Origin of the sequence: Qipengyuania xiamenensis, from assembly GCF_019711495.1 — a bacterium.
In the GTDB taxonomy this organism is placed as follows: Bacteria; Pseudomonadota; Alphaproteobacteria; order Sphingomonadales; family Sphingomonadaceae; genus Qipengyuania; species Qipengyuania xiamenensis.
Window position 1 is genome coordinate 563,873 of record NZ_JAIGNM010000001.1, and the last position, 13,837, is coordinate 577,709.

16 protein-coding genes are annotated in these 13,837 nt (G+C 62.3%); 3 read left to right on the forward strand and 13 right to left on the reverse strand.

Features of this window, described 5'->3' with window-relative positions; all coding sequences use genetic code 11:
• The first annotated feature begins 29 nt into the window (after positions 1-29).
• The 3 genes from K3165_RS02735 to K3165_RS02745 are packed head-to-tail and all read left to right on the forward strand — an operon-like array spanning position 30 to position 2,746.
• Positions 30-1,358 (forward strand): amidase family protein, encoded by a 1,329-nt coding sequence (locus K3165_RS02735; RefSeq protein WP_221547328.1) that lies wholly within the window; start codon positions 30-32, stop codon positions 1,356-1,358.
• Between the two features lie 45 nt (positions 1,359-1,403).
• Complete coding sequence (locus K3165_RS02740) at positions 1,404-2,108, forward strand: PepSY domain-containing protein (RefSeq protein ID WP_221547329.1); 705 nt, start codon at positions 1,404-1,406, stop codon at positions 2,106-2,108.
• Positions 2,105-2,746: a trimeric intracellular cation channel family protein gene (locus K3165_RS02745; protein ID WP_221547330.1), complete on the forward strand. Its 642-nt coding sequence runs from the start codon at positions 2,105-2,107 to the stop codon at positions 2,744-2,746. Before K3165_RS02740 ends, K3165_RS02745 begins: the two co-directional genes overlap by 4 nt.
• On the opposite strand, the gene K3165_RS02750 is transcribed toward K3165_RS02745, so the two are convergent.
• From K3165_RS02750 to K3165_RS02810, 13 genes are all read right to left on the reverse strand, one after another.
• Positions 2,743-3,564, reverse strand: a complete 822-nt coding sequence (locus K3165_RS02750; RefSeq protein WP_221547331.1) for a hypothetical protein — start codon at positions 3,562-3,564, stop codon at positions 2,743-2,745. The two genes, K3165_RS02745 and K3165_RS02750, sit on opposite strands and share 4 nt — an antisense overlap.
• 167 nt (positions 3,565-3,731) lie before the next feature.
• Positions 3,732-4,319, reverse strand: a complete 588-nt coding sequence (locus tag K3165_RS02755) for a hypothetical protein (protein WP_221547332.1) — start codon at positions 4,317-4,319, stop codon at positions 3,732-3,734.
• 130 nt (positions 4,320-4,449) lie between these two features.
• Complete coding sequence (locus tag K3165_RS02760) at positions 4,450-5,814, reverse strand: serine hydrolase domain-containing protein (RefSeq protein ID WP_221547333.1); 1,365 nt, start codon at positions 5,812-5,814, stop codon at positions 4,450-4,452.
• Positions 5,811-6,962 carry a saccharopine dehydrogenase family protein gene (locus K3165_RS02765; RefSeq protein WP_221547334.1) on the reverse strand — a complete coding sequence of 384 codons (1,152 nt, stop codon included), beginning with the start codon at positions 6,960-6,962 and terminating at the stop codon, positions 5,811-5,813. The genes K3165_RS02760 and K3165_RS02765 overlap by 4 nt, the downstream gene beginning before the upstream one ends.
• A complete protein-coding gene (locus tag K3165_RS02770) occupies positions 6,955-7,611 on the reverse strand; it encodes a DUF4166 domain-containing protein (RefSeq protein ID WP_221547335.1) in 657 nt (218 codons plus the stop codon). The genes K3165_RS02765 and K3165_RS02770 overlap by 8 nt, the downstream gene beginning before the upstream one ends.
• Before the next feature lie 35 nt (positions 7,612-7,646).
• Positions 7,647-8,213: a GbsR/MarR family transcriptional regulator gene (locus K3165_RS02775; protein ID WP_221547336.1), complete on the reverse strand. Its 567-nt coding sequence runs from the start codon at positions 8,211-8,213 to the stop codon at positions 7,647-7,649.
• Between the two features lie 102 nt (positions 8,214-8,315).
• Positions 8,316-8,735: a 50S ribosomal protein L17 gene (rplQ, locus tag K3165_RS02780; protein WP_221547337.1), complete on the reverse strand. Its 420-nt coding sequence runs from the start codon at positions 8,733-8,735 to the stop codon at positions 8,316-8,318.
• 92 nt (positions 8,736-8,827) lie between these two features.
• Positions 8,828-9,883 carry a DNA-directed RNA polymerase subunit alpha gene (locus K3165_RS02785; protein WP_221428646.1) on the reverse strand — a complete coding sequence of 352 codons (1,056 nt, stop codon included), beginning with the start codon at positions 9,881-9,883 and terminating at the stop codon, positions 8,828-8,830.
• A gap of 107 nt (positions 9,884-9,990) precedes the next feature.
• Positions 9,991-10,380: a 30S ribosomal protein S11 gene (gene rpsK, locus K3165_RS02790; protein ID WP_160607305.1), complete on the reverse strand. Its 390-nt coding sequence runs from the start codon at positions 10,378-10,380 to the stop codon at positions 9,991-9,993.
• Positions 10,381-10,436: 56 nt separating this feature from the next.
• Complete coding sequence (gene rpsM, locus K3165_RS02795; RefSeq protein WP_006831903.1) at positions 10,437-10,805, reverse strand: 30S ribosomal protein S13; 369 nt, start codon at positions 10,803-10,805, stop codon at positions 10,437-10,439.
• 287 nt (positions 10,806-11,092) lie between these two features.
• A complete protein-coding gene (gene gdhA / locus K3165_RS02800) occupies positions 11,093-12,445 on the reverse strand; it encodes an NADP-specific glutamate dehydrogenase (protein WP_247713863.1) in 1,353 nt (450 codons plus the stop codon).
• Positions 12,446-12,532: 87 nt separating this feature from the next.
• A complete protein-coding gene (locus K3165_RS02805; protein ID WP_221547338.1) occupies positions 12,533-13,129 on the reverse strand; it encodes an SRPBCC family protein in 597 nt (198 codons plus the stop codon).
• 58 nt (positions 13,130-13,187) lie between these two features.
• Complete coding sequence (locus K3165_RS02810) at positions 13,188-13,832, reverse strand: adenylate kinase (protein ID WP_221547339.1); 645 nt, start codon at positions 13,830-13,832, stop codon at positions 13,188-13,190.
• Between the last annotated feature and the right edge of the window lie 5 nt (positions 13,833-13,837).

The following is a 13,837-nucleotide window of genomic DNA, read 5'->3' on the forward strand; positions in this document are numbered from 1 at the left end:
AACGCGCGGGAGAGAGAGGGGGAACCTGCTTGGCCTATCCGAAACTTACCGACCAGCCCGGAGCGCTTGAAACCGCGGCTGCCATCGCCCGAGGCGAGATGACACCGCTTGAGGCGACCGATGCCGCGATTGCCCGCATCGAACATCTCGACGCGCTGGTCGATGCCGTGGTCGTCTGCGATTTCGAAAGGGCCCGCGATGCCGCGAAGGCGCTTGGCACCTCGCCCGACGACCGCCCGCTGTTCGGCGTTCCCATGACGATCAAGGAAAGCTTCGACATCGAAGGATTGCCAACCTGCTGGGGTCACGAGGCGCATGCCAACAATATCGCGAAGAGCGATGCCATGGTGGTCCGCAAGCTCAAGCAGGCGGGCGTCGTCTTCCTCGGCAAGACGAACGTCCCACCCGATCTTGCCGACTGGCAATCGAACAACCCGGTCTATGGCCGCACGCACAACCCGCACGATCACGAGCGCTCGCCCGGGGGCTCCTCCGGCGGCTCTGCGGCAGCAGTGGCGGCAGGCATGGTGCCATGCGAATTCGGAACCGACATCGGCGGCTCGGTCCGCGTCCCTGCCCATTTCTGCGGTGTCTGGGGTCACAAGTCGAGCTGGGGCCTGATCAGCAAGGAAGGCCATGACCATCCGCTGATGGCTGGCCGCGGTGCGCATGACGGCGCGCTCTCGATTGCCGGCCCCCTCGCCCGCAATGCCGCCGATCTTGCCGCGCTGCTCAGGATCACTGCCTCGCTGCCGCTGGAAGAGCAGCCGGTCGAATTGCGCGACTGTCGCGTGCTCATGCTGGTCGATCATCCCTCCTGTCCGACCGACGATGCTGTACGCGGGCCGATGGAAGCGATGGCCGCAGAACTCGAAAAGGCTGGCGTGAAGGTCGACCGTTCGAGCGACCTCCTGCCCGACCTCGAAAAGCAGCACGGCGATTACATGCGGATGCTCAATATCGCGATGGCGCGCGGGGCCCCTGCCAAGGATGGCAAGCGGGCCAGTGCGACCGACTGGTTCAACATGCTAGATATCCAGGCGCGCAACGAGATGGCCTGGTCGCACCTGCTCGAAGCCTATGATTTCGTCCTCGCCCCGCCCGCGCCGGTGCTCGCCGTGCCGCATAGCGACAAGCGCATCTTCGACGGGATGATCGACATAAACGGGGCCGAAGTGCCGGGCGCTGCGGGCCTGTGCTGGGCCGGCCTCGCGACCTTCCCCAACCTCCCCGCGACGGTGCTTCCCATCGGCGAGACAGCCGGCCTGCCCTGCGGCGTACAGGTCATGGGACCGCGCTGGTCGGACCTCGCATGCATTGCAGCTGCGGAGCAAATCGGCGAGGTCTTGCACTCCTGATCGCTCTTGCCCATGGATCGGGCGGATCGACGGGAGAAAATACCAATGGCGCGTGCGCCCATGATGCAGAAATTCGCCAAGTGGCATATCTGGCTTGGCTGGCTGGTAGGCGTGCCGGTCCTGATGTGGACCGTCACTGGCCTGATCATGGTCATCAAGCCGATCGAGGAAGTGCGCGGCAACCACCTGCGCAAGGAAGTGACCGAACAGGCCCTGCCTGCCGATACCAAAATCGCGGTCTCGCTCCCTTCCGAAAGCACTGCACCGGTGCGCTCCGTAGCCACGCAGGTAGAGCGCGGGGAAACCGTCACGCGCATCACTTATATGGACGGCACGAGCGAACGCTTCCGCGCCAACGGCAAGAAGATGTCACCGCTCTCCGAAATCGAGGCGCGCATGATCGTGGGAGAGGGAATCCACGGCGGCGAAAAGGTTGTCAGCGCCACCCGCTTCGAGGCTGACAACGTGCCGTTCGATTTCCGCCGCCCCATGCCCGTCTGGCAGGTTGCGCTGGCAGACGGCACCCACGTCTATGTCGGCACCGAAACCGGCCGGATCGAGGCCGTGCGCACCGAATGGTGGCGGACCTTCGACTTCGTCTGGGGTCTGCACATCATGGACCTGGAGACGCGCGAAGACACCAGCCACCCTATCCTGATCCTGTTTGCAGGCCTGGGCGTCATCGGCTCGCTGCTGGGCTGCATCCTCATGTTCCGCCGCCGCAAGGCCCGGGTGAAGGTGCCCGCTTGAACGAGGAAATCCTCACCCCGGTCCTCGACTGGCTGGACCTCGCCGGTGTCGCTATCTTCGCGCTGACCGGCGCGCTGGTCGCTGCCAAGGAGAAGCAGACGCTTGTCACGCTGGTCTTCTTCGCGCTGATTACCGGTGTGGGTGGAGGGTCGATCCGCGACCTTTTGATCGGTGCGCCCGTGTTCTGGATCACCGATCCTTGGGTGGCAGTCGTATGCCTCGGCATCGCGCTGTTTGCGTGGTTCACACCGACGCGCTGGTGGGAGGGCAAGTTCCTCTCGATTGCCGATGGCCTCGGCCTTGCCGCCTACGCCGTGCTTGGTTCGGCCAAGGCTCTGGAATACGGCGTTCCGGTCGTCCCGGCGATCCTGATGGGCGTGATTACGGGCACCGCAGGCGGTATCATCCGCGACGTGCTGGCGGGCCGACCGTCGATCCTGATGCGTCCCGAACTCTACGTGACAGCAGCCGCGCTCGCGGCAAGCCTGAATGTATTCGGCTCTCTGCTCAGGATAGAACTGTGGTGGGTCTGGATCGCAGCGACGCTGGCCGGTTTCAGCCTGCGTTTCGCCGCGATCCACTGGAACCTCGCCCTACCCTCCTATGACGAGCGGGGCGCGAAGCCGGACGAGAACTAGATGGTGGTGTAGCCGTCCTCGGCTTCCAGATCGCCATCGACCTCGCCGTCATCATCGCCCTCGATGGGACCGCCGGGATAGGCAGTACGCGCATCGCCTGCATCAGCGGTAGCGCCACGCTCCAACCGCTCACGTTCCTCGGCATAGCGATCGTCTTCCCACTGGCGATCGTTCTCGGGCGCGACGGCGTAATCGTCATCATAGCGATCGTCGTCATCGCGCTCGTAGCTTGCACCGCGCTGTCCGTAATCGACATCGCTGATGCGGCCGTCTTCGTCGATCATGCAGGTGAAGCCGTCGCCGTTGAAGATCGTGCCGGCGACCTGCCATCCGCGCGCGGTGCGATCGACACGGTCCACAGTTTCGACGCGGGTGTCACGTTCCACCCGCGCGATGCACATATTCACTGCACGGTCGATCCCGCGCCCGTCGCGCCAGCGTGCATCATCGCGGTAATCGCGGTAATCGCGGTCACGATAGTACCTCTCGCGGTAGTCCCGGTCCCGATAATCACGGTCCGGATAGTCCCTGTCGCGGTCGCGCTTGCTCGCGCGATCGGCAGCTGCCGCAATGGCGCCGATGATCAGGACGCCGGCGATGACATCGCCTGCATCGGGTCCGCGGCGATAGCGATAGCGGTGATAACGACGGTGTTCGAGCGTCTCGGCCTTGGTCGCGTCGTAGACGGGGTCAAGCTCTGCCCAGCCTGCGGAAACGGGCTGCATCCGGGGAAGTTCGGCAGCCACTGCGGGCGCAGCCGTCATGGAAAGAACCGCAAGCATGGCAGGCGCGGTGGCAAGAGATCTGAAATTCGGCATGGGCCGGTCCCTGTTCAAGCTCGCACCCCCACCTGGCGCGAATCGTTTCACAATGCCGTTCTCATGCGCGCGTGCTGCTGACTTCATCCTGAACCGCGCACGAAAAGGCGGCCCGGAGATGTGGTCCGGGCCGCCCGTGACGACTGGTTATGTCGCTGTTCGGATTATCAGCGGAGACCGCGGATACCCTTGAAGTCTACTTGGGCCCACTGGCCACGCTCGATGTAGCAGGTGAACTTGCCTTCATCTCCACCGCGGCGATAGTCGCGACCACGACGATCATAGCGATCATAGCGGTCGTATCCGCGGTGGCCACGATAGCCGTCGACGACGATCCGGCCCTTCACGCGCCAGCCATAGCGCTTGTCATCGACATCGCGGATATCGGTCACGCGGGCAAAGCGATAGCCGTTGTTATAGGCGACCTGCTCGGCCTTGCGGATGCAGCGCTCGACTGCGTTGCGCGGGTTGCCGCGATGGCGATAGGCGCCGCGGCGATACTCGCGGCCGTCGCGATAGTATTGTCCATCACGATAGTAGCGACCGTCGCGGTAGTAATCGCGGTCCTTGCTCGCCGAGTTGGCGATGGCGGCGATACCACCGATGATCACGGCACCGGCGATCACGTCGCCAACGGAAATGCCGTCATCGTCGCGGTCACCTGCATATGCGGGGGTAGCTCCTGCCAGCGCCATTGCGCCGACGGCAGCGGTTGCGATCCCACCTTTCGCAAAAGCCTTTGTCTTGATGTTCATGTGAGGCTCTCCTCAATTCGACCGTGGCGGGATTGCCTCGGTTGATTGAGGTTCTAGGTGATTCGCTGTGAGGTGACGCTGAATCGCGATTGCAGGCGACGTTCAGATAACTAATGAGTTTCCTGAATAGCTAATCTGCAATGGATTCAAGTACATCGCGCGTGAACGAAGCGATATCGAAGCGCGAACCTGCAGGATCTTCACCCCTTCTGACGATCACCACGTTCAGACTCGGGACGATAATTATGAACTGCCCGCGATTACCCATTGCGGCGAAGGTGTCGCTCGGGATGCCCTCGGACTTATTGAGGAGCCAGAACCCCGCGCCATAACCGAACGGGCCGTCGGGTTGAGGGCCACTGGGGGTGGAGACATATTCGACCCAGCCCTCGGGCAGGATGCGCGTGCCGTCCGGCAGGACGCCGTCGTCGAGATAGAGCTGGCCGAGCGCCATCAGGGAGGGTGCGGTCGACCAGACCTGTGATGAAAGAATGTAGTCCCCAGCAAGATCTGTTTCGGCAATCGTCGCGGACATGCCGACCCGGTCGAAGAACGCTTTCGGAGGGTCAAGCTCGAAAGTGTCCTTTATCGCTGCGACTGCTGCCAGCGTGTCGTTGTTAGCATACCGGTAGACGCTGCCCGGTGGATGCACGAGCGGCCAATCCAATGCCGTCTCCGAAACGCTGCCGCCCCCGAAATAGAGTGGGTCGGTCCTGTTGCCGGGAGTGTCGGAATAGCGGCCCGACGCCATGCGAAGTAAGTGATCGATGGTGATCGACCTGCGTGGATCATCCGCATCTAGACCGAGACCGGCCGAAGCATTGACGTCCGCCTCGCCCCGGTAAACCGCGGCGCCTACCAACGTGGCCGCGATACTTTTCGCGACCGACCACGTTCTCTGAGGCGTAAAGGCTGTGAATGGCTCACGGTACTGCCAATACTGCCTTCCGTTGACGCTCATGGAAATAGCGGTCGTCCGTGTTCCTTCGCCGTAATTCGTGAGCATCGCTCCACCGAATACACGTTGGAGAGCAGGAGGATTGATCCGCGAATGGTAAAGGACCATGCCCTCCTCAGGAAACATAGGCAGGGTTTCGGGCCGCGTAGGCGACGCCTCGCCTAACTCAGACAGGCTGCATCCGCCCTCCTCACGATGCCAGGCGATCCGGTTCGGCATGTCATCCGCCCACTTAACTTCGACACGCGAGAGGACGCCGGCACCGCCCCGTGTCCGGAATATCTCGTACTCGAGTTCAGGAACGATGGCATCAAGTGGCGCCTGAATGCCTGTAAGCTCCCACTCCTCGACGCTTTCGACGGATCGCGGCACGCCGAAGGTTTCGGAGCTCGACAGTGCACTGCACAGGAACAGCGCCTTGTAGCCTGCCGCAAGCGCGCGGTCGTAGCGGGCGTCGATTTCCTCCTGTGTGGTCGACTGGGCAAATGCCGACGAAGCGGCGAGCAGCGCCGTGGCTGCGAGAGCGGTCCTGATCATGCGGCGGAGGATTGCAGCGGGTGCGCCTGCGAGTCAAAACTTCCTGTATCGCCGCCCGTCCAATGCTCCATCCGGAGCCTGGCCATGTCCGGCAGGAAATCCGCGAGCTCGAGCAATCCCGAACAGACATGCGCACCGGGCTGTGGCCCCGTTCCATCGCGAAAGCGCCGGATCAGCGCAAGTGCGGCGAGTATGGGAACATAGGGCCCGCGATTGGCGTCGGCACGCAGCGTCCACATGCGCTGCAGTGGTTCGCCCGAAGGGCCCTCCCCTGCGACCCTGACCGTCATTGCGCCGCGATCCGAACCTATGGGACGCACGATCTCGGCCAGTTTGAGCATAGGCAAGGCGAAGGGACGCAAGTTCTCGAGCCAGCCCCACCGGACGGGGAGCGAGCAGAGCCACAGTCCGACATGCAGCAGCCCGAGCTCCAGTCCGGCAAAGAACTCTGCCGACTGGCGCGGCTTGTAGCGCTCTACCAGCAAATCCTGCTCGGGCGTATCGCAGACCGAGGCCCAGCGTTTGCCGATGCGTGGAATGTCCTCGCGGTGCATGCCGCCCCAACCCGGCATTTCCTGCCATTGTCCTTCGCGGAAGACGCGGACCGGCTTGCCGACATAGGAAAGGATCGCTTCCACGACCGAACGCCCGCGCGGTGCCCGATTGCCGGGATAGATGCCTACACGGATCGTATCGATCGCCTGCCACCCTGCCGTAAGGTCGTCGATGACCGCGTGGCTGAGCGCAGGGATCGAGCTGGCGCCCGTCACCAGCGACACACCTGCCTCTGTCGCCTGCCGATCGAAACGTGGAAATTTCGACACGAAGTCCCGGCCATCGGCGAGGTCGAGATAGTCGATCCGGGCGCCGATCGCGGCGTCGATCAACCTCGTATGCGACAACTGGAACGGTCCTGCCGCATCGATGACGAGGTCATATCCGACCAGATCGACCGATTTGACCGCATCGCGATCTATGCGCGCCAGCCCGACCTTTGCGGGCAGACGCGCCGCAAGACTTTCCAGCTTGCGCAAGTTTCTCGCCGCGAGCGTCAGTTCGATGCCCTTCTCCCCCGCAGCAAGCTCGGCGAGGCGCGAACCGAATACGCCGCTCGCCCCGACCAAAAGAACCTTGAGCGCTCTAGGCATCGCGGAATACTCCCGACTGGTAGACCATTTCCCCGAGCAAGGGGTGGACGAGGCTGAGCGAGAATTCGAACCGCCCTTCACAAAGGTCACGGTGGCGAACCACCGTCCGGCCCGGGCCAATCCAGTGCGGCAGGCGCAGGCGGACGGGTCCGATATCGAGGAAGTAGTGATCGCTACGGAATTCGAGGCCGTCCTCGATCGCCACAACCTTCAGTGCCATTCCGATGCCGCGCCCGAGATATTCCTCAAGCCCCGACTTGCCGGCGAAGCGCTTCGCGCTGTGGATCACCTGCGGGAAGCCGCGCTTGCGACCATAAATCCTCGTCCAGCACTGGCCACCGCTCGCCCCATCTTCGCTGACCGAGACCGTGGCAGGCACGCCCTTGTCTGCATGGAGAGGCAGCGGAGCGCCGATCACACGGCACAGTTGCGCCAGCATCCAGCCTGCGCGGCTGAAGCGGACCTCCTCGATAATGCCGGGATAGATGGCGACCTTGGCTTCAGCGAGACGTTTCGAGAAGCGCCTCTGCACTGCGAGGGGCAGCCCACGCCATTCCTCTTCGCCGACAAGGGCCCGGAAGCGCGTATCGTAGGCCTCGCCGCCCCTGAGTGGCTCGACCTTTCCGACTTTCTGCAGCTGCGCCTGCATTGCACTTCCCCTTTGTTGCCCCTTCGACGGGGTCGTTATTTCTTACCCTTGCCGGGCCTCCATCCGATCACCTTCACGATGCCCGACCCCAGTCCGATCAGCGTCATGAGCGCGCCCTTGGGCACGTTCAGCATCTCGTCGTGCCAGCGCGACATCGTCGAGACGAACTCGAGCATGTCGGCGAGCTTCTGGCGGGCCTGCGGGCTGATCTTGGGATCGTTCGCCGCCTCTTCGTTGCAAAGCTTGAGAGCGGCCTCAGCCGGATCGATCTCGCGTTCCTTGCGGCCCTTGGCGATGCGCGTCGCCATTTCCCAAATGTCGGCTTCGGCCGTGAAATGATCACGGCGCTCTCCCAGCACGGGCACACGCTCGATCAATTTCCATGAGAGCAGCTCGCGGATCGAGTTCGAAACGTTCGAACGTGCGAGGCCGAGCGTGGCAGCGACCTGTTCGGCATTGAGTGGTTCGTCGGAAATGAACAGCAGAGCGTGGATCTGCGCCACCGAGCGGTTTACGCCCCACTGGCTGCCGAGATCGCCCCAATGCAGCACGAAGCGTGCAATCGATGGCGACAATTCGATCCTGTCACTTTTTTCTGTCATGACAGAAATGTCTGCCCAAACGGGCAAAGAGTCAAGCGGATAAACAAAAAGGCCGGAGGATTTCTCCCCCGGCCTCTTTTTGTCTCGGTATGGAGCCGCGGCTTACGCGTCTTCCATTTCCTCGTCGGTCATGACGGGGCCGCTGTCCTGGCCCTTGGCGTCGACGTCGCGGTCGACGAATTCGATCACGGCCATGGCGGCGGCATCGCTGTCGCGGTAGCCGGCCTTGATGACGCGGGTGTAGCCGCCGTCACGGTCCGAATAACGCTCTGCCAGAACGTCGAAGAGCTTCTTGAGCTGCGTTTCGTCCTGAAGCTTGCTCATCGCAAGACGACGGTTCGAAAGACCGCCACGCTTTGCGAGCGTGATCAGCTTTTCGATGTAGGGACGCAGTTCCTTAGCCTTCGCCTGCGTGGTGAGGATCTGTTCGTGCTTGATGAGCGCGGCGCTCATGTTGCGGAACAGGGCCTTGCGGTGGCCGGTCTTACGCTGAAGCTTACGGCCTGCAATTTTATGACGCATTGTACTTCCTTTTTCGTTCGTAGGGGGCCCGTTCTAGGTAGCCCGATACGGGCCGGATTAACGGGTCCGGCCCACTCCCGTGTATCTCTGGATTAGCCGAGAAGTTCCTGTTCGAGCTTCTTGGCCATTTCCTCGATGTTCTCCGGCGGCCAGCCAGGGATGTCCATGCCGAGGCGCAGACCCATCGACGAGAGCACTTCCTTGATCTCGTTGAGCGACTTGCGGCCGAAGTTCGGCGTACGGAGCATCTCGGCCTCGGTCTTCTGGACCAGGTCGCCGATGTAGATGATGTTGTCGTTCTTGAGGCAGTTTGCCGAACGGACCGACAGTTCCAGCTCGTCGACCTTCTTGAGGAGGTAACGGTTGAGCTGGTTCGTGTCGCTTTCCTGCGGCTCTGCAGCCTGGCCGATCATGGCCGAGCTGGGCTGCGGGATGCCGTCTTCGAAGTGGACGAACAGCGTCAGCTGGTCCTGGAGGATGCGCGCGGCATAGGCCACTGCGTCTTCCGGGGTAACGGTGCCGTCGGTTTCGATGGTCAGCGAGAGCTTGTCGTAGTCCAGTTCCTGGCCAACGCGGGCGTTCTCGACCTTGTAGCTCACCTGGCGAACCGGGGAATACAGGCTGTCGACCGGGATGAGGCCGATCGGCGCGTCGGCCGGACGGTTCATCACTGCCGGGCGGTAGCCCTTACCGGTGTCGGCGGTCAGTTCCATGTTGAGCGTGGCGCCTTCGTCGAGGTGACAGATTACGAGGTCCTTGTTCATGACCTCGATGTCGCCCGAAACGGCGATGTCGCCAGCCTTCACTTCGCCCGGGCCGGTGGCCGAGAGCTGAAGGCGCTTCATGCCTTCACCTTCCATCTTGAGCGCGATCTGCTTCACGTTCAGGACGATGTCGGTGACGTCCTCGCGCACGCCTGCGAGCGAGGAGAATTCATGCAGCACGTTCTCGATCTTGATCGAGGTGATGGCTGCACCCTGCAGCGAGGACAGCAGGACGCGACGCAGCGCGTTGCCGAGCGTGAGGCCGAAGCCGCGCTCGAGCGGTTCTGCAACGAAGGTCGCCTTGCGGTCCTTGTCGCCACCGTCCTTGATGTCGAGGGTGTTGGGTTTCTTGAGTTCCTGCCAGTTCTTGATGTTGACGGACATGGATTTCCCCTGGTGTGGATGCGGGCAGGACCGGAGCTCTCTATCGAGCGTCCGGTCCGTGAATGTGTCGGTGGCTCAGCGTATCCGAGCCACCAGGCAGGTACGGATCAGACGCGGCGACGCTTGGAAGGACGGACCCCGTTGTGCGGGATCGGCGTCACGTCGCGGATCGAGGTGATCGTGAAGCCCACTGCAGCGAGACCGCGCAGTGCACTTTCACGGCCCGAGCCCGGGCCCTTCACTTCGACTTCGAGGGTACGCACGCCGTGCTCGGCAGCCTTGCGGCCTGCGTCGTCGGCGGCGACCTGTGCGGCGTAGGGAGTCGACTTGCGGCTGCCCTTGAAGCCCATCATGCCAGCGCTGGACCAGCTAATGGCATTGCCCTGTGCGTCGGTGATGGTGATCATCGTGTTGTTGAAGCTGGCGTTGATGTGCGCGACGCCAGAAGAAATGTTCTTCTTGTCGCGGCGCCGAATACGGCCGGGTTCGCGTGCCATGGTGTGTAATCCTCTATTCTATCAAGAAGGGAAAAGCTTGTCGGACGAGCCGAAGCTTACTTCTTCTTGCCGGCGATCGGCTTGGCCTTACCCTTGCGGGTGCGGGCGTTGGTGTGGGTGCGCTGGCCGCGAACGGGCAGACCGGCACGGTGACGAAGGCCGCGATAGGAACGCAGGTCCATGAGGCGCTTGATGTTCATCGCGGTTTCGCGACGAAGGTCACCTTCTACCGTATGCTCTTCATCGATGGTTTCACGAACGCGAAGCAGCTCCTCGTCGGTGAGGTCCTGGACACGCGTGGCGTGATCGATGCCGAGCTTGTCGGCGATTTCGACAGCCTTGGTACGGCCGATACCGTGAATGTAGGTGAGCGCGATGATAACGCGCTTGTTTGTGGGGATGTTTACCCCGGCAATACGAGCCACTTAATTCTCCATGCTCCACAGGGTCTCTTGAAGCGGGACCCCATCTCAACGCTTTGTTTTCATTGACTCTGACGGACGCTGGTAGCGCAAAAAGCCCGGATGGCGTGCACAAAGGCTGTCGCCTGCCGGACTCACCGCAAGTGTCGAATGAAAGGCGCGCTTAGTAGGATTCGCTTCTCGCGTCAACAGCCAGCGCGCGCAAGCAGCGAGGCCGCCGATATGGGCTGCCTCCGCCAAGTTTCAAGGACAAGTCCTACACGCGGCTGCCCGAGAGGTCAAAATCGGCCTCAAACGACACCGAAAGCCAGCATCGCATCGGCAACCTTCCGGAATCCCGCGATATTGGCGCCGCGGACATAGTCAACATTGCCATCATCGTCGGTTCCGCTTTCCACACACTTGTCGTGGATGTCCTGCATGAGGCCGGTGAGCATGGTGTCGAGCTTCTCGTGATCCCAGCTGACCCTCTCCGAATTCTGGCTCATCTCGAGCCCTGATACCGCCACCCCGCCAGCATTGGCGGCCTTGGCCGGACCGAAAAGGATGCCCGACTTGCGGAACCGCGCGGACGCATCGGCCGTGCTCGGCATATTGGCGCCTTCCACCACCGCCATCACACCATTGTCGAGAAGCGCCTTGGCGCCGTCATCGTCCAGTTCGTTCTGGGTCGCGCAAGGCAGGGCGATGTCGCAGTCGACATCCCAGGGCGCCTTGCCTTCATGGAATTCGGCACCATCGAACTCGTCGACATAATTGGAGATGCGTCCGCGTTTCTCGATCTTGAGCGTCTTCACCCAGTCCAGCTTCTCTTCGTCGATCCCGTCGGGATCATGGATGAAGCCGTCGCTGTCGGACAGGGTGAGGACCTTCGCGCCCTCGCCGATGAGCTTTTCCGCCGCGTGCAGGGCGACATTACCTGATCCGGATATGACTGCGCTCTTGCCTTCGAGGCCCTCGTCGCTGTCCTTCAGCATTTCGCGCAGGAAGTAGACGACACCATAGCCGGTAGCCTCGGTCCGCAGCTTCGAGCCGCCGTATTCACTGGCCTTGCCGGTCAGCACCCCTTCCCAGCGGCCGGTGAGCTTCTTGTACTGGCCGAAGAGGTATCCGATTTCGCGCGTGCCTACGCCGATGTCACCGGCGGGCACGTCCCGGTCCGGACCGATGTGGCGGAACAGCTCCGACATGAAGCTCTGGCAGAAGCGCATCACCTCGCGATCGGACTTGCCCTTGGGATTGAAGTTCGAACCGCCCTTCCCGCCGCCCATCGGCAGGCCGGTGAGCGAATTCTTGAAAGTCTGCTCGAACGCGAGGAATTTCAGGACACTCTCGTTGACGTTCTCCGAGAAACGCAGGCCGCCCTTGTAAGGGCCGACCGCGTTGTTGTTCTGCACCCGCCACCCGCGCTCCACGCGAACATTGCCATCGTCGTCCTCCCAGCAAACGCGGAAGGAAACGATGCGGTCGGGCTCGGCAAGGCGGCGGAGGATCTCCGCCTCGTGATATTCCGGATGATCGGCGATGAAGGGGATGATGTCCTGCGCGACATCCTCGACTGCCTGGACGAACTCGTCCTGGCCGGGGTTACGCTTGCGGACACCTTCGATGAAAGTGTCGAGGTCGGGTATCTTGTCGGGCAATTGCTTCTCCGGGCGAGACGGGTTGCGGAGATCTTCCGCTTTCGCAATCTACGCCCGGACAGGCTTTTCGTTCATAGGAGCGGAGGCTTAGTCCTCGCTCTCATCCTCGTCCTCGTCCTCGGTATCGCCTTCAGTCTCATCCTCGAGCGCACCGAGGAAATCGCGCAGGCCGTGAAGCTGCTGTGTCATAACGCCGTCTACCGCGCCGGCGATCGTTTCGATCGGGAAGCCGCTGACATTGCCGACGTGATACTGCCAGTTGATCTTGGTGCCGCCATCGACCTCTTCGAGCATGATGGTGAGGATACCCGTGGCGGGCACAGCCTGCAGCGGGCCGAGAGAACCGCGCAGGCGCAATGCCTTGTCGGGTACGGCCTGCACCACCACGGCATGCTGGGCGCTGCCGTCGAGCGGGATATCGCCTTCGCCCGGTATCTTCTCGCAGAAGCATCCGCCCGCGCTAGGCACCAACGACATGTTGGAGGCATCGGCCGACCAGGTATGGCTATCGTTCCACCACTCACTGGGCTTGATCAATGCAAGCCAGGTCTGGCGCGGAGTTGCGGCGACTGTGGCGCTGTCGGACGTGACGAAACTGTCGTCACCCTGCTCCATCACCTCTGCCGCAGCAGGTGTGCCAAGAGCGAGCGCGGACGCTGCAGCCAAGAATGCGAACCTGATCATCAACCTCTCCCTGTTCGGGAGAGGTTCTATGCAGCAATGCGGGCTTTGGAAAGCCGGATCAGGTCAGGATAGCGTCGATCGCGTGCGTGACTTCGTCGATCGCGCCCATGCCGTCGACGCGCTTCACGATTCCGCGCTTCTCGTAGCCCGGGAGGATGGGTGCGGTCTCGTTGCGATAGACCGACATGCGGTGACGCACAGTTTCCTCGTTATCGTCGGGACGGCGCTTGAATTCGGTCGAACCGCATTGATCGCACACGCCCTCGACCTTGGGCTGCTTGAAGGTGTCGTGATAGCCCGCACCGCAATTGGCGCAGGTATAGCGGCCGGTGATGCGTTCGACGAGCGCGTCTTCGTTCACTTCAAGCTCGATAACATGGTCGAGGCTTCGACCGTGCTTGGCGAGAATTTCGTCGAGCTGCGCGGCCTGATGCTCCGTACGGGGATAGCCATCGAAGATGGCGCCCACTTCGGGACCCATGTCGGCCAGCTTGGCATCGATCATTGCCGAAACGATGTCGTCGGACACGAGCCCGCCCGAATCCATGATGTCGGCGACCTTGCGACCAAGCTCGGTATCGGCCTTGCGCGTTTCGCGGAGCATGTCGCCGGTCGACAGCTGGAGCATGCCATGATGCTCGACGAGCCGCTGTGCCTGCGTGCCCTTGCCAGCGCCCGGAGGGCCGAGAAGAATGATGTCCATCGAGA

Excerpts from the sequence above, each read along its gene's own strand:
- K3165_RS02740 (WP_221547329.1), top strand. The coding sequence starts at position 1,404 with ATGGCGCGTGCGCCCATGATGCAGAAATTCGCCAAGTGGCATATCTGG.
- K3165_RS02750 (WP_221547331.1), bottom strand. The coding sequence starts at position 3,564 with ATGCCGAATTTCAGATCTCTTGCCACCGCGCCTGCCATGCTTGCGGTT.
- K3165_RS02755 (WP_221547332.1), bottom strand. The coding sequence starts at position 4,319 with ATGAACATCAAGACAAAGGCTTTTGCGAAAGGTGGGATCGCAACCGCT.
- K3165_RS02760 (WP_221547333.1), bottom strand. The coding sequence starts at position 5,814 with ATGATCAGGACCGCTCTCGCAGCCACGGCGCTGCTCGCCGCTTCGTCG.
- K3165_RS02765 (WP_221547334.1), bottom strand. The coding sequence starts at position 6,962 with ATGCCTAGAGCGCTCAAGGTTCTTTTGGTCGGGGCGAGCGGCGTATTC.
- K3165_RS02770 (WP_221547335.1), bottom strand. The coding sequence starts at position 7,611 with ATGCAGGCGCAGCTGCAGAAAGTCGGAAAGGTCGAGCCACTCAGGGGC.
- K3165_RS02775 (WP_221547336.1), bottom strand. The coding sequence starts at position 8,213 with ATGACAGAAAAAAGTGACAGGATCGAATTGTCGCCATCGATTGCACGC.
- rplQ (WP_221547337.1), bottom strand. The coding sequence starts at position 8,735 with ATGCGTCATAAAATTGCAGGCCGTAAGCTTCAGCGTAAGACCGGCCAC.
- K3165_RS02785 (WP_221428646.1), bottom strand. The coding sequence starts at position 9,883 with ATGTCCGTCAACATCAAGAACTGGCAGGAACTCAAGAAACCCAACACC.
- rpsK (WP_160607305.1), bottom strand. The coding sequence starts at position 10,380 with ATGGCACGCGAACCCGGCCGTATTCGGCGCCGCGACAAGAAGAACATT.
- K3165_RS02805 (WP_221547338.1), bottom strand. The coding sequence starts at position 13,129 with ATGATCAGGTTCGCATTCTTGGCTGCAGCGTCCGCGCTCGCTCTTGGC.
- K3165_RS02810 (WP_221547339.1), bottom strand. The coding sequence starts at position 13,832 with ATGGACATCATTCTTCTCGGCCCTCCGGGCGCTGGCAAGGGCACGCAG.